Below are 15,559 nucleotides of genomic sequence, written 5' to 3'. Positions count from 1 at the left end.
ACTTTTAAAGGTGTTAATATTATGAAAAACATACTCTCTTATCTGTTCATCAAATTAGCCGGTGCAGGATTTTCATTTTCTATTTTTAATTTATTCATTATGCTAGATGCATCCAAGTTTGATATGTATCAATTTTCCAAGGATCTATCGAGTCCTCTTTATTGGGCTGCGTTTTTTGGGTATGGATGTATATGTTCAATTGCGATAGATCTCATTATTAATAAAGTCCCAAATATTGGCCATTCTAGAAAAGTAATTCTTTACTTAGTGGCTGGATTTTCGATCTTTTTTGTTTTTGGATTTAATTTCTTTACGATTATTGCTGGAGCGATTGGTGCTTTGGCAGCTCTTCTTTTTTATTTTGGATCAAGTATTGCGAGCAAAACGTCTGTATTCAAATATATATTTGCCTTTGCGATGCCGATATTATTTTTAACCATCATGAGTATTGATTTTACCGAAAAGGAGCAATGGTTAGAAACAAAGAAGGATACATCGTACTTCGCAAGCTTTTCCCTGTTTAACGGAGAGCAACAAATACCAATTAAAGCAAGTGAAGGGCAAACCGTCGCAGCTACTATAACAATAAACAATGAAAATGGAGGTGGACACGGTCAGCACATACTTAATGAAAAAGGAAAATTGATTCCAATGTATGAATCGACTGAAAAACAAATAAAATTCAAAGCTGAAAAGTCTGGGATTTATAGGATCGTCATAACGGGAGATGACTTAAAAGGTAGTTTTTCAGTTGATTGGAAATTAGAAGATTTATAGAAAAGATAAATCCATCCTTGATCTTTCCAGGATGGATTTTTTTATTGCTACTGAGCCATCTTACCTTTTCTCTCTATTTTCCGTTCAATTTTTTTCAACATATCTGCTGTCATCTTTTTTAAATCAAAACTAGTTTTAAATCCCCAATCCTCCCTGGCTGCGGTATCATCGATTGAATTTGGCCAGCTTTCGGCAATGGCTTGCCGAACAGGATCAACAGAGTATTCTAACTTAAAGTTGGGTAGATAATCTCGGATGGCTCCTGCAATTTCTTCTGGTTCTATGCTCATCGCCGTAATATTATATGCGTTGCGATACTTCAAACTGGCAGGGTCCGCTTCCATTAACTGAACAATCGCTTGTAACGCATCTGGCATATACATCATATCCATGTATGTTCCTTTATCGATAAAAGAAGTGTATCTGCCCTTTTCTACAGCATCATAGTAAATTTCAACAGCGTAGTCAGTTGTTCCCCCGCCTGGTGGCGCCACGTATGAAATTAATCCAGGAAAACGCACCCCTCTCGTATCCACTCCGAACTTCGCAAAATAGTAATCACATAAAAGTTCCCCAGAAACTTTATTCACACCGTACATCGTTGTAGGACGCTCGATCGTCACTTGTGGGGTGCGGTCTTTCGGAGTGGAAGGCCCGAATGCTCCAATCGAACTTGGGGTAAACAATTGCAGGCCTAATTCTCTTGATGTTTCAAGAGCATTTACGAGCCCACCCATATTTACATTCCAAGCAACCAATGGTTTTGCTTCTGCAACAGCTGATAACATTGCAGCCAAATGCATAATCGTGTCTACCCGGTATTTTTTAGCTAATTCCAACATCCTTTTACCGTCTGTCACATCTAAAATTTCAAAAGGGCCCGATGTTGCAGCAACAGATTCATCGATACAAATATCCGTAGCCACTACATGTTCCTCTCCATATAAACTACGAAGTTTTATAACTAATTCCGTTCCAATCTGACCGAGTGCTCCCGTAACCATTATCTTTTTCATAGGGCTTCCTCCAGATGTTAGTTATTAGAAAAGTGCCTTATCATTCGAAAGACAAACTTCCGTTCTTCGACTGAGAGAAGGGAAATACGATGTGCCTTGAAAAGCGGAAGGTGCCTGCAGCTAGACAAAAATTAAATAATCCCCAATTCCTTTCCAACCTTTTCATAAATGGAAAAGGCATCATTAAGCATTTCTTTCGTATGCGCGGCGGTCGGCATATTACGGACACGTCCTTTTCCTTTAGGCACTGTCGGAAATACGATTGATTTTGCGTATACACCTTCTTCATATAGGCGCTTACTGAATGTTTGAGTCATTTTTTCATCACCAATGATGACAGGCGTAATCGGTGTTTCACTGTGGCCGATATTGAATCCAAGGTTTTGTAGACCTTTTTTCAAATAGTTGCCATTCTCCCATAAACGTTCATTGAGTTCAGTACTCTCCATCAAAATCTCAATTGCTCTCGTAGCAGCTGCAGCATCAGCTGGGGTAACAGCAGTTGAAAATAAGAACGGACGAGACCTTACCTTTAACCAGTCAATCAATTCTTTTTTTCCTGCTACATATCCTCCGACAACACCAATTGCTTTCGATAACGTACCAATTTGAAAGTCGACTTTATTTTGGAGGCCGAAGTGTTTTACTGTACCTGCCCCTTTCCCTAACACTCCTGAACCATGGGCATCATCGACATACGTAATCAAGTCGAATTTTTCAGCAATGTCAATGATGTCTGGAAGCTTCGCGATATCCCCATCCATCGAAAAAACACCGTCAGTGATAATCATCATTTTATTAAATTGACCTGATTCTTTTGCTGCCTTAGCTTTGTTTCGTAGATCATCCATATCCGAATGATTAACGCGGATGATTTTTGCTTTTGATAAACGACATCCATCTATGATGGATGCATGATTTAATTCGTCTGATAAAATCGCATCGTTCTTATCCATTACCGCTGAAATCGCTGCCATATTACAGTTAAAGCCAGACTGATATGAAATGGTTGCCTCTGTACCTTTAAATTCAGCTAATTTATCTTCAAGCATATCGTGGAGCCTTAACGTACCATTAATCGTTCTAACGGCGCCTGCTCCAACACCCCACTCATTCACTGCATCAATTGCGGCTTTTTTTAACCGCTCATCCGTAGCAAGGCCTAAGTAATTATTCGAAGATAAATTAATTTGGTTTCTTCCATCCAATGTAATGATGGGACCATTTGCACTTTCGACCGTTTCAATTTCATTATAAAGACCTTGGCTTCGCAACTGATTCAGATTCTCTTTTAAAAATTGATCCAATGTTTGACTCGACATATTCATCCCTCCACTTTGGAAAATCCATCTTCATGTAAGCGCATAATACACATGTGTACACCAGAGAAATACACACGTGAATAATAACCACTGTTGTTATATATAATATATCATAATCATAAAATTATGTTCATATGATAAGGACAAAACACAAAAAAATAAACGGAATTTAACACTGCGTTAAATTCCGTTTACCTGTAATATTATGCCTTACCAGCACTCTGACACATATTAATTTTATCTGCTGCTACTTTTTTAAGTTTTGTAATGGCATCGCTAAAATATTTTCGTGGATCGTTTTCATCTGGATGATCAATTAAATATTTACTTAAACCTGCAATAAAAGCATTTTTTAATTCTGTCGCAATATTTACTTTGCAAATTCCCATACGAATTGTTTCCTGAACTAAAGCATCTGGAAGTCCGGAGCCGCCATGAAGGACAAGTGGAATATCTACGGCTTGGCGAATTTCCTGCAAACGCTCCAAGTCAAGCTTTGGCTCACCTTTATATAAACCATGAGCGGTACCAATGGCAACCGCCAAAGAGTGGATTCCAGTCCGCTCGACAAATTCATTCGCCTGAGCAGGATTAGTGTAAATGGCATCTTTTTCATCCACACTCATATCGTCTTCTATACCACTTAATCTCCCTAGCTCAGCCTCAACAAATACTCCATAATTCGAAGCGTAATCTACAACTTCCTTTACAATCGCTATATTTTCTTCGAACGGATGATGGCTCGCATCAATCATGACAGAACCAACTCCCATATCAATCAACCTTTTTATATCGTTTATATTTTCATGGTGATCCAAATGCACTTCAAATGGGATATGATATTTTTTCCTAGCCGCTTCCATAATACCAATTAGGAATTCTTCTCCCATATATTTAACCGTTCCCGGAGTTGCAGCAAGAAGAACAGGTGACTGCATTTCTTCTGCTGTTTCAAGTACTGCCTTAGCAATTTCTAAATTATGAATATTGAACGCTGGGACCGCGTAATTTCCAGATTGAGCTAATTGTAAAAGATTTTGTGAGGCATTTGCCATATTATTTTTCCTCCTCGAAAGGATAGATTTGTACACCTTGTACAACGCGGTTGATCACACCAGTTGGAGATGGGTTATCAGGTGATAAACCACTATGAAGAGATTTTTCATAGGCTAGCATTTGTGCAAAAATAACATTCGGAAATGCCAGCAACATATCTTCCTCTGCAGGTAGTGGAACATTTATTTGATAATCACTAAATTTTGCAACTTCCTGATCTTCTTGCCCTGAAATTGCAACAAGTGGGCCCCGGCCTTTTTCAGTATATAATTCCTTTAACATATCAAGGTCATACTTTCTTGTGTATTCATGATTGGACAAGTACACGACGATCATCGTTTCTTGATCTAGGATTGATTTTGGACCATGTCGGAATCCGAGAGTTGTATCAAACATCGTTGGGTAATTTCCAGACGTTAATTCAAGAAACTTTAAAGCGGACTCCCTTGATAAACCTTCAAATACTCCGGATCCTAAATAAACTAATTTACTGATTGGAAATTTAACTAGCTCAGGAATTAAATTCCTGCAAGTACTAAGCACCACTTCTCCAGCTTTAGCAATTTCCGATACTTTTTGTCCAAATTCATCTTTATTTTTACTGAACAAATACAAGGCAGTCAGCATCATCGTTGAGTAACTGCTCGTCATCGCCAGTCCCTTGTCGTTCGCTTCTTCAGGGAGAATTAATACAAGCTGTTCTTCTTTTTCTCGTTTTCGCTTTGCTAGTGCACCTTCGCTGTTACACGTAATCGTAATTTCATAAAAATCATTAATCATTTTTTCAGCAAGTTCGACAGCCGCAATACTTTCAGGGCTGTTTCCTGAACGAGCGAATGATACCATAATGGTCGGAATACTTTTATCTAAAAAAGAAAAAGGTGACAATGTGAGATTAGTCGTTGAGATGGTTTCTATTTCCCAGCCTCTTTCTCTAATAGCACGGCGAACATACGGATAAATTGTTTCACCAATAAACGCGCTTGTTCCCGCCCCTGTAAAAATTACTCTAGTCTGTCCATGCTTCTCTTCAATTGCATTTAAAAATAATTCCATATTTTCTTTTTCAACTGCTAATTGCTCAACTGCTTTTACCCATAACGATGGTTGTTGCTCAATTTCTCTCATTGTGTGTGACTTCTCCATTTTTACCCAACCTTTCTTTAGTTTAATTCCACTGAATAAGTGAACTTATCTCCTCTTGCAATCGTGACCGTGTACTCAATCACGTAATCATCTTCAAAACTTATTCGGTTAATTAAGAGACTAGGCTCTCCCTCTTGAATGTTTAAAAGGGCCGCTTCATTCTTTGATGTCGGAATGGCTGAAAATCGTTCGGTAGCCTTTGTAATGATGGCCTGATATTGATCGCGAAAAAGAGTATACATTGGCACCAAATCAAGATCGTTTCCATTTAGATTAGGAAACCTGTCTAAAGGCAAATACGAGGTTTCATACATCATCGGTTCATCATCTGCGAACCTAAGTCTTGTTATTTTATAAACTTTCGTGCCCTCACTGATTTCCATTTTCTTTGCCGTTTTCGCATCACTTTCTATTTCATCAAATGCTAATACTTTTGAGGATGGAATTTTATGAATCTTTTTCATTTCTTCTGTAAAACTATAAAATTTAAGTAGACTTTGGTTGATGACTTTTGGTGAAACGAACGTCCCCTTGCCGTGTTGCTTATAAATTAACTGCTCTTTCTCAAGTTCCTGCATCGTCTGTCTTACAGTCGTACGGCTTACATTATACATTTCACATAATTCTCGCTCAGAAGGAAGCTTGTCATGATCCTTAAGCTCTCCAGAATCAATCTTACGTATGATAATATCCATTAGTTGGTAATAAAGTGGCAAACGGTTATCCTTTTTTTCGACCATCCTCATTCCTTCTCCTTAAATAATAAATCTAATATCTTGTCATGTTGTCATTACCAGTTGTATTAATTATATCATGTGTGAAAAAAAATTGAAGGGTCTTTCGTATTAAAAAATGATTATGTAATTTAAAAAGTAAAAAGGACTTTCTAAAAGTCGTATCGTTGACTTTTGGAAAGCCTCTCATAATGTAAATTGCTCTTTTAAAATAGACTGTTGATTTCTGCTGTATATGTTCGCTTTCCATTGGAATTAGAGAAAAATGACCTTTTTCCAACACTTATTAGACAGCCACTTCATTTTAGATTATCTACATTGGTTTACATTAGATGGTCCAGTTCTTGTATCATGAGATTTGCCTGATCTTTATCTGATACTTTGCTATAAATTGCTTCTAGTTCATCTTGATATTTTTTCGCTTCAGCTAAATAAAGCTTCCCCATTTTCATTTGTTCACGATACCGTGCTTCAATATTGGAGATTTCTTCTGCAAAGGCTTCATCCGTTCCAGGGGCAATTGTCAATTCATACATATCGACAATTTCATCCCCAGGTCGCGCCGGAAAATATTCATGTGGCTGTGTGCTGTCAAAAACGGCCCATCCCAGCTCCCGAACTAGCACCATATCAAGGCTCTCGGGATCAAATCCGCAATGATAAATTTCAACATCATATCCATTTCTTTCTGCTTCCGCCGCAATTTTTTTTAATATAGTGGACTTGCCAGTGCCTGCTCGCCCTTTTAGAAAATATCTTGCCTGTAAACCCTCTGTTATATTATCGACAAAATCAACTGCTCCTATTGGTGTAGCAGCACCAAGAAAACGGCGTTTGATTTTAGACTCATTATTTTCTGCAACAACAGGTTTTTTAATCAAAGTGGAAATGAGCGATTTTGCAACATTATCTGCTTTATTAAAGTTCATTTGATTAATATAAATACGCTCCCACTCATCGTGAACCTGAAGCCCCTTCTCATAAGCTTTATATGCATTGAGATAGGATTGTTCAATTTTCGACTTTAAGTTTAAAACCTCATCCATTTCTCCATCTAAATTTGCGGTTCTGTCAGCTTGATCCAAGTCTATTGTTTCCCACAATGAACCGGTATACTCTTTTCCTACTTCATGAGGCGGATCTCCATCTACGATAGCAAAATTCAACTTTCGAATAATTAATCCCTCAACATCGTCAGGATTGCCTGCACTATGAATAATCTCCATTGGAAGATCAGATTCACTCCACTTTTGGATGAAATGATCAATAATGTGAGATTTTTCTTTTTTTGATTTTCCTGATAAAATAAAAACCCTTTCCAGACCCGCTAAGTTCGAGTCATACAAATTATAAAAACCCTTCGCCGTATTTCCTCCTGCAAAGTATCTCAAAGTTTTACCGCTCATCTATCGTCAACTCCTGTTGAAGATTCGTTTCAAATTAGCCTATGCGAATCAGCTTGGCATAGTCCATCATCATGATAAAAACTCATATAATATATCTTCTATATTATTCAAATTTTGATTAAAAGTATGCGGTTTTCCTTATAAATCAATCTTTGATTAGCCTCTTCAACAAGTATTGTTCACCGTTTCACAAATTAATTAAACGTTTGATTAATTTTTTCTTCTTTTAATCAAACGTTTAATTAGATGTATGTTCGCCTTTTATCGCCTATAAATTCAAGAATTTACAATACTATTATCCTCTTGGAACGCTATGACGTCCTCTACGCTAGGAACTGTACTTGCTCCCCCTATTCTTAGCGTGGCCATAGCTCCACATGCATTGGCAAATTCCAGTAGATCTTTATTTTTCTTTCCATGTAAATATCCATAAATGAGCCCTGCATTAAAAGAATCTCCTGCGCCGGTCGTATCAACTGGAGTAATGGAGTATCCACTCGTCTTTGTTGTTTTTCCGAGTGCATCAATCATCATGGATCCTTTTGCCCCAAGCTTCACGACGATATTTTCATGTTTTTTAGGTAGAATCTTTTCTATTTGATCCACACTAGGCAAGTCAAAAATATTATTTATTTCTACTTCACTCGGAATAAATAAGCTTACATCCTCTATTAAGGAATATATTTCATCCCGATCCCACTTTTCATTTGGATCCCAGCCTGTATCAAATGATGTAGTAACATTTTTTGATCGAGCTTGAATTAATACATCTTTCCAATGTTTTTTCATATTTGTCTGTAAAAAATAAGATCCGAAATGAATGTGATCAGCTAGATCAAAGATTTCTGCTGGAATATCTTCAGGTCCTAGTTCAGAAATCGTTCCCATATATGTAAGCAGCGCCCTGTCCTTAGAAGTTGATAACGATAACGTAACCCCTGTTTGGATATGCGGGACTAATTTTACATAACTCGTATTAATTCCCTTTTTCTTTAACTCCTCCACACAGAAGCGACCGAATACATCATCACCAACGAGACCAACAAAATAAACGTCCATTCCTAAACCGGCTAATCCTGCCGCGGTAATGCATGATGAAGATCCCAAAACTAAATCAAATGAATCAACTAATTTCTCTTGGTTCCATTGTGGATCAACATTTTCTCCCGTCATAATCAAATCGACATTAATTTCTCCAATGATAAATATCTTCTTTTTAGCCACGACTTCTCCCCCTATAAATTATAAAAAGATCCTCCAAATATCAAAAAAATTGGAGGCGCATTCTTTTCTGCCTAACTACCTTCAGCGCCTATCGACTAGCAAACTTCTTGTCCTTCTCTTTTGCGCAAGTCAACATCAGGTGAAATTTGAAGTGCCAATTTCACTAGGTGAAATTTGAAGTGCCAATTTCACTAGGTGAAATTTGAAGTGCCAATTTCACTAGGTGAAATTTGAAGTGCCAATTTCACTAGGTGAAATTTGAAGTGCCAATTTCACTAGCTCGTTCCTCGCCGTGTTTCCTTTATCTCAAGTCTTAGGCCGAATAAGGAACGTCGACTAAAATCGCCACGTCCTGTGGCGACGTCGACGGACCCACATCCTGTGGGCCTGTACGTCGATGGGCAAGGCGCTTCCACTTTTCTCTTAATCAAACGTTTGATTAGTTATATGTTCGCCTTTTATGTTACGTATTCCTCTTATATTTATTTACTTTTTTTTAGGACGAAAAGGCATTCGAATAAAATCGATGGCTTCTCTTGTATCATCGATGTGTTTTACGGTTTCTTCGTATTGCTGGGACGCCACACACATAAAAAGGATATCGATGGCATGCAGTTGGGCTATTCGAGATGATGTAGCGCCGCTTCGAAAAGTAGGTTCCCGCGTAGCGGATGTATAGAGATGAATATCCGCCTGCTCTGAAACGATAGAAGAGCCATATTTTGTTAAACTAATCGTATTGGCCCCTACCTTATTTGCCAATTCAAGGATTTTTGCCACTTCAGCCGTGTTTCCGGAAAAAGAAATACCTACAACTACGTCCTCTTTCCTAAAGTTCGCCACAACGGTCGCCGCCATATGAATATCATTAAAAGCTGTAGCCTGTTTATTGATCCGCAAAAATTTCTGTTGTGCATCTTGGGCTATGATGTACGATGCTCCTACTCCAAAAAAGTGAATAGCATTAGCATTTTCTATTGCCTTGATGGCCTTCGTTAATTCTTCTGCACTTAGTAATTCCGCTGTTTCTTTTATTGTTTGAATACTGTTTGTCGTCATTTTTTCAATAATCGTGTATTTAGATTCATTCGGTTCGATGTCACGAACTTCTTGATGAGAAGTCTTTTGTAGATCGCCTGCAATTCTAAGCTTTAATTCCTGGAAACCCTTTAAATCAAGAGATTTACATAAGCGAATGACTGCAGCACCGCTTGTTGAGCTTCTTTTACCTAGTTCACTTGCGGTAAGAGAGATTGCATCTCTTGGATTTTCTATAATAAACTCGGCTATTTTCTTTTCCGAAGGTGGTAATTTTGTCATCATTTCAGAAAGCATAACTAAACCGCCCATTGCAAAGGACATAGTAACTCAACTCACTTATCAACTGTTTTTTTCATTACGTGGAATTGGCGAGTAATTTCAAATCCTGTCTTTTTATAAAGATATCCAGCTGATGTTTTCTCTCCAGTCCAAAGGAACCATGCGCCATGCAGACCTTCCGCTCTCATGCTTTGAAGGGCTTCATGCAATAGGATTTTCCCTAATCCTTTTCCTTGCTGCTCAGGGTCTACTCCAAATGGACCAAAACGTTCAGGAATTCCTTCATATCCGCCATATAAACAAAAGCCTACCACCTTTTCCCCTTCTCTAGCAACAAAAATCCGTTCCATCGGCAGGCCTTGTATAATCCCTTCTCGAATCGCTCTTCCCCAATCAGGATTGAATACTTCATTGGCAAATCGAATGACCTCATATAAGTCTTTATCCTGCGCTTTTGAAAACGTATAGCCTTCTGCCATTCTTTTAGTCTTCAATGCTATAACGTCCTTGGGAACTTGATAGCCAACTAGACTGCGATCCATCGCAACAGGAGAATATAATTTAGCAAAGCCTTGTTTTTGCAAAAATTCGTACGCACCAGGATACGCTTCCTCATCAATGCCCGGCAATATATAATTAGGAGCATATGAAGCAAAGAATATATTATTTCTTCCCTCAGCTTGTAAAAATTCTACCGCTTCTTTCATCAATTGAGTTCCGACTCCCGACAAACGATAGTCAGGATGGATAAAAAAGAACGGAATCCACCCGTTATCCGGCTCCAAATCGGTGCCATACATCGGCAATAATCTTCTAACTGCGTATACACAACCGACTAATTGATTGTCATCAAAAGCTAATCGCATTCCTTTAGGTTCAAAATTAGCGTCTAACAATACGAGATTACGAAATCTTTTTTGATTAATTGGATCTTTAAGCAGGCTTTCATTCCATAAACGAACGATTTCAATTTCATCTCCTGATTGATAATAGCGATATGTAGTCATCTACAAAGCTCCTTACTATTTTTATTTATATAACAAATATGGTTCTCTCTGTTTTTCAAATTGGGCAATTTGTTCTTTACATGAACGTAAGAAATCAACTGTTCCCCCATTTAAAATTTCGTTCCTAAGCTCTTTCGTCCCCGCTAGTAAATCAAAGAAAAACTTACCGTTTGGATATTCATTAAATTGAAAATCATGCGGATACATTTCGGCAATTGTTTCTAATAAAATCAGCCCTGTTTTTAATGCATGAACTTTATGGCGGTCCAATACATGTATTTGAATTCCTTCACAGATGGAGTCCTTATGTTTTTGATAAGTCGGAACAAAAGAAACGGGTCGTGCCAATATGCCTGGTAATTTTTTTTGATTAAAGGCTTTCGCTAATCGGTACCCTTCTATATAAGGAGCACCAACGTATTCGAATGGTTTCGTCGTCCCTCTGCCTTCAGATAAATTCGTTCCTTCCACTAAACATGTACCCGGATATAAAATACTCATATCAAGCCCTGTTGTATTAGGAGAAGACGGAATCCAGAAAAGATTCGTTTCATCATAATACATATGACGACTCCATCCCTCCATTGGGATAACCGTTAAGTTACAATTGATGCCATATTCGTGTTTATACAGCCGGGCAATTTCCCCAACAGTCATGCCATGTCGATTTGGAATTGGATAGAGTCCAACAAAGGACCTTACATCTTCTTCAACTAAGTTCCCTTCCATAGATAATCCTGAAATTGGATTAGGCCGGTCCAATACGACAAACTCTTTACCGTGTTCGGCACATGCTTCCATCACATAGGCCATAGAATAAATGAATGTATAGTATCTTGCTCCAATATCCTGTAAATCAAAAACGATGACATCAATTGGATCCAACATTTCCTTTGAAGGCTTTTTAGAAGCACCGTACAAACTATAAACAGGTACTCCTGTGTATGGATCTATCGAAGATTCAACAGCCTCGCCTTCTTTAGCGTCACCCCGTATTCCATGCTCAGGACCGTAAAGGGCAACCAAATTAATATGAGGATGTTCATAAAATAAATCAATGGCAGGAATTAGATTTCCATTTACACCTGTCATATTCGTAAGAAGTCCAATTCTTTTACCATTAAATTGCTTGTAATTCTTTTCTAAAAAAATTTCTAAACCTATACGCATAATATCGCCTCATTTCTTTTGGAATATGAAGAACAGCCTGAATTTCGCAGGCTGTTTTTTAGTGTGTTTTTATAATGGTTATTTTCTTAAAATTTGTTGTTTTTGCAAAAGCCCAAGAGCCTGCTTTTACGCCTAATAAGGAAGTTTAGCGGTTTTTATTTAGCTGGCAGCTCTTTTCTCATTTTAACATCAGTTCCGAGGATAAAATCTTTTTCTCGTTATTTAGCTACAACTAATATCAACAATGTTTTGGAAAAGAGCCTCTATAATTCATATCCAGGCAATGATCCGCCTTTCCTTACATTCGTTCCTGTTGGGAATTTTAATGTTTGGGCGTATTTTGTACGATTGACACATCCTCTTATCGTCCCAAGTGCTTTATAGTAATCGTAATAACGGAATGAAGATGAGTTCATAATGAACCAGTAATGTGACAAAGCCTTTAAATATGTATCAAATTCTTCTGAAACGTCGATAAATAGATCTGGATCATAGCCATCCATGTCTTCCCAGTTTTCACTATGATAGAAGCTGTAGTAATGGGCTGGCAAACCTTCTAAATCAAAACCTGGCAGACCGGCTTTCAATTGAGCTGCATGAACAATTCTGAAGGTCATAATATGATCGGAATGAATACTATTTTCCCAATGAGTAATGACTACATTTGGTCTTAATTTCCTCATTAAAGTTGCAACATGAGTGATAATTTCATCATTAAAAGTGAGTTCAGCATCTTTATAATCTAAAGTGATCGTTTTGACGCCAAGTACTTCAGCCACTTTTTCAGATTCTCTAATTTTTTGCTCGCGATACTCTTCTACTGAAACCCCTGGAGGGTTCCCTTTTTCTCCTGCAGTCAGATGCAGAAATGTAACATTATGCCCCGCTTTAGCATATTTATGGGCTATTGCACCTGCTTGAATTTCCGCATCTCCACAGTGGGCTCCAACTACGACTAAATTCATGACATTTTCCTCCCTGTATCTACTTTCTATATTAATCTAGCAAAATTAAACACAATACGTTAACGCTTACCTGGCTTGCCTACTTTCCCTCGCCAAGCCGGATTTCCTTCGCCTTTGTGATCGCCTCTCTTAAAAACCCGTTAGTCTCTTGAAGCAATTGATTTGCTTCGTTAAAAGGCACCTCACCTAAGATCATTAAAATGGCAGGCTTTACCTTTTGATTAGTGATTTTTAAAGCTTTTTCAGCTTCCTCTTGAGAAACGCCCGTAATCGATATCACCATATTGCATGCTCTCTCCATCAATTTTTCATTACTTGCATGAAGATCGACCATTAGGTTGTTATACACTTTACCCATTTTAATCATTGATGCGGTACTCAACATATTTAGCACCATTTTTTGAGCAGTTCCAGCTTTCAATCGTGTTGATCCGGTTAACACTTCCGGCCCTACTACCACTTCAATACGATGGTCTGCATATTGGCTGATTTCAGCATTTTTATTACATGAAAGGGATGCAGTTGCAGCACCTACACTACGAGCGTATTCAAGAGCACCAATTACATATGGCGTTCTCCCGCTCGCAGCGATTCCTACAACAATATCTGCTGAAGATAGTCGTTTTTCTTTTAAATCATTTGCCCCATTATCCATACTATCTTCGGCACCTTCGACAGCCGCTTTTATCGCTGTATCTCCACCTGCAATAATGCCTTGCACCATCTCAGGGGATGTACAAAAAGTTGGTGGACATTCGGATGCATCTAAAATTCCGAGTCTACCACTAGTTCCTGCACCAATATAAAAGAGACGACCTCCGTTTTTGAATGAATGGTGGATAGAATCTATTACAGCTGCAATATGTGGAAGCTCCCGATTAACAGCTTCAGCTACTAATGTATCCTCATCATTCATAAGTTTAATTATTTCTAAGGAAGACATTTGATCAATACTTGCAGTACTTTGATTCATTTGTTCAGTTGTTAGATTCGAAAGGTTTTTCTGCATTCATACCCGCCTTTCTTACTTTTTCCTAAACGATAACATAAAATATATTGATTTCATTATACATTGAGAAGCCCATTAGTGAAATAGTAATTTACTTTAATTAAAATTAAATCGATTTTATATTTCAATGTTTAATAATTAAAACCCAGTAATATGCCTTTAAGCAGACATTTTACTGGGATTTAGTTCTATTTCTAGGAAGGCATATTCTCACCTCTGCCATCAATGGCGATATTTTGTTTAGCAGCCTTATTAATATTAATCCAAAGTGCAGTAAATCCTATGACTCCTAATAGAGAAATCATTGTGCTTACAAGATACATCATATTCGGACCTAGATGCTGGAACATCCAGCCACCGAAAATTCCAGCGATGATCCCGGAAATACCTCCCCATGTAAGAGCATAAATCGCTTGACCACTTGCACGTAATTCTACAGGAACAAGTTGTGCTGTTAACGTTGTACCGATATAGTAATAGCCTCCAAAAGTGATGCAATGGAGCATCTGGAAGAAAACGACTTGCATAGGTCCTGTTGCGATTGACATGAGATACCAACGGATGACAAATAGAATACTGATTAATACCAATAGGCCAAACATCGTCGGAGTATGTCTTTTCAAATAACGATCAAATAATAAAAAGACAGGCACTTCAAATATGGCAGTTAAAAAAGCTGACCAGCCAACAAGGACGACGGAGCCCCCTAATTCCCTAATATATAGAGACATAAAGGTTTGATTAATCGAATTCGGTACAGAGATGAGCACTCCCAATATGACAAAGACTAAAAAGTATTTATTTCCTAATAGTGCTTTCCCATATCCTCCTTTTTGTACCGCTTTTGTCCCTTCCACTTTTCCTCTTGGTAATTTTAAACCGATTAAGATCGTTACGATAATCATGACAGTATATAATATCCAAAGGTTTTTAATGCCAACAACATTAATAAGAGGACCAGCGGCTACTGCCATTAATGCCCAGCCTAGTGACCCCCAAAGACGGAACGTCCCAAACTTATATTTGGTTCCCTCAATCGTGTTTAAAATCAAACTATTACTTTGCGAAAACAATGGCGACTGAAAATTAAAGAAAAGCAACATCGCTAAAAACACGAGCGGAAGTGCGCTAAATTGGAACACGATTTGGACAACGATAATATTTCCAATTAGCATAATAATAAGGATGCGCTTTATATTTTGAAGTCGATCACTCCAGTAACCCCAAAAAGGATTTGCAAAAATGGAGACGAACGGTCCACCCGCCAATAGCATCCCAATTGTTACTGTACTAAAGCCTACTTCTTGGAAATATAGCGGGAAGTAGGACATTAATACGGCCAGTGCTCCATAAAGAGAAAAATTAAATAATTTTACAACTAATAACGATTCTTTTTTAGCCATTTAT

The 15,559-nt window shown here is 37.9% G+C and carries 14 protein-coding genes; 1 reads left to right on the top strand and 13 read right to left on the bottom strand.

Annotation, left to right across the window (positions count from 1 at the left end):
- Window positions 1–21: 21 nt before the first annotated feature.
- Window positions 22–777 carry a hypothetical protein gene (locus KHA96_RS10680; protein ID WP_213129279.1) on the top strand — a complete coding sequence of 252 codons (756 nt, stop codon included), beginning with the start codon at window positions 22–24 and terminating at the stop codon, window positions 775–777.
- Between the two features lie 47 nt (window positions 778–824).
- On the opposite strand, the gene KHA96_RS10675 is transcribed toward KHA96_RS10680, so the two are convergent.
- The 13 genes from KHA96_RS10675 to KHA96_RS10615 form a co-directional block, all read right to left on the bottom strand.
- Entirely contained in the window at window positions 825–1,793 is a 969-nt protein-coding gene (locus KHA96_RS10675; protein ID WP_213129278.1) for an L-threonine 3-dehydrogenase, read from the bottom strand.
- 131 nt (window positions 1,794–1,924) lie between these two features.
- Window positions 1,925–3,115, bottom strand: coding sequence for a glycine C-acetyltransferase (locus KHA96_RS10670; protein WP_213129277.1), 1,191 nt, complete (start codon window positions 3,113–3,115; stop codon window positions 1,925–1,927).
- 203 nt (window positions 3,116–3,318) lie between these two features.
- Window positions 3,319–4,170 carry a tagatose-bisphosphate aldolase subunit GatY gene (gene gatY / locus KHA96_RS10665; RefSeq protein WP_213129276.1) on the bottom strand — a complete coding sequence of 284 codons (852 nt, stop codon included), beginning with the start codon at window positions 4,168–4,170 and terminating at the stop codon, window positions 3,319–3,321.
- A 1-nt stretch (window position 4,171) separates the two neighbouring features.
- Window positions 4,172–5,317 carry an SIS domain-containing protein gene (locus KHA96_RS10660; protein WP_213129275.1) on the bottom strand — a complete coding sequence of 382 codons (1,146 nt, stop codon included), beginning with the start codon at window positions 5,315–5,317 and terminating at the stop codon, window positions 4,172–4,174.
- A gap of 17 nt (window positions 5,318–5,334) precedes the next feature.
- On the bottom strand, window positions 5,335–6,057 hold the full coding sequence (locus tag KHA96_RS10655) for a GntR family transcriptional regulator (RefSeq protein WP_249315457.1): 723 nt from the start codon (window positions 6,055–6,057) through the stop codon (window positions 5,335–5,337).
- A 317-nt stretch (window positions 6,058–6,374) separates the two neighbouring features.
- A complete protein-coding gene (locus tag KHA96_RS10650) occupies window positions 6,375–7,457 on the bottom strand; it encodes a PRK06851 family protein (RefSeq protein WP_213129273.1) in 1,083 nt (360 codons plus the stop codon).
- A gap of 276 nt (window positions 7,458–7,733) precedes the next feature.
- Window positions 7,734–8,681, bottom strand: a complete 948-nt coding sequence (locus KHA96_RS10645) for a carbohydrate kinase family protein (RefSeq protein WP_349305729.1) — start codon at window positions 8,679–8,681, stop codon at window positions 7,734–7,736.
- A gap of 486 nt (window positions 8,682–9,167) precedes the next feature.
- Entirely contained in the window at window positions 9,168–10,043 is an 876-nt protein-coding gene (locus KHA96_RS10640; protein WP_213129272.1) for a MurR/RpiR family transcriptional regulator, read from the bottom strand.
- Window positions 10,044–10,054: 11 nt separating this feature from the next.
- Window positions 10,055–11,008, bottom strand: coding sequence for a GNAT family N-acetyltransferase (locus tag KHA96_RS10635; RefSeq protein ID WP_213129271.1), 954 nt, complete (start codon window positions 11,006–11,008; stop codon window positions 10,055–10,057).
- Window positions 11,009–11,029: 21 nt separating this feature from the next.
- Entirely contained in the window at window positions 11,030–12,178 is a 1,149-nt protein-coding gene (locus KHA96_RS10630; RefSeq protein WP_213129270.1) for an exo-beta-N-acetylmuramidase NamZ family protein, read from the bottom strand.
- 263 nt (window positions 12,179–12,441) lie between these two features.
- Window positions 12,442–13,143: a PIG-L deacetylase family protein gene (locus KHA96_RS10625; protein ID WP_213129269.1), complete on the bottom strand. Its 702-nt coding sequence runs from the start codon at window positions 13,141–13,143 to the stop codon at window positions 12,442–12,444.
- A gap of 79 nt (window positions 13,144–13,222) precedes the next feature.
- Window positions 13,223–14,152 carry an N-acetylmuramic acid 6-phosphate etherase gene (gene murQ, locus KHA96_RS10620; protein ID WP_213129268.1) on the bottom strand — a complete coding sequence of 310 codons (930 nt, stop codon included), beginning with the start codon at window positions 14,150–14,152 and terminating at the stop codon, window positions 13,223–13,225.
- 194 nt (window positions 14,153–14,346) lie between these two features.
- Window positions 14,347–15,555: an MFS transporter gene (locus KHA96_RS10615; RefSeq protein WP_213129267.1), complete on the bottom strand. Its 1,209-nt coding sequence runs from the start codon at window positions 15,553–15,555 to the stop codon at window positions 14,347–14,349.
- Window positions 15,556–15,559: the final 4 nt, after the last annotated feature.

This window comes from Bacillus sp. FJAT-49711 (genome assembly GCF_018343715.1).
GTDB lineage: Bacteria > Bacillota > Bacilli > Bacillales > Bacillaceae_C > Lederbergia.
This window is presented reverse-complemented; position numbering and strand designations above follow the sequence as displayed.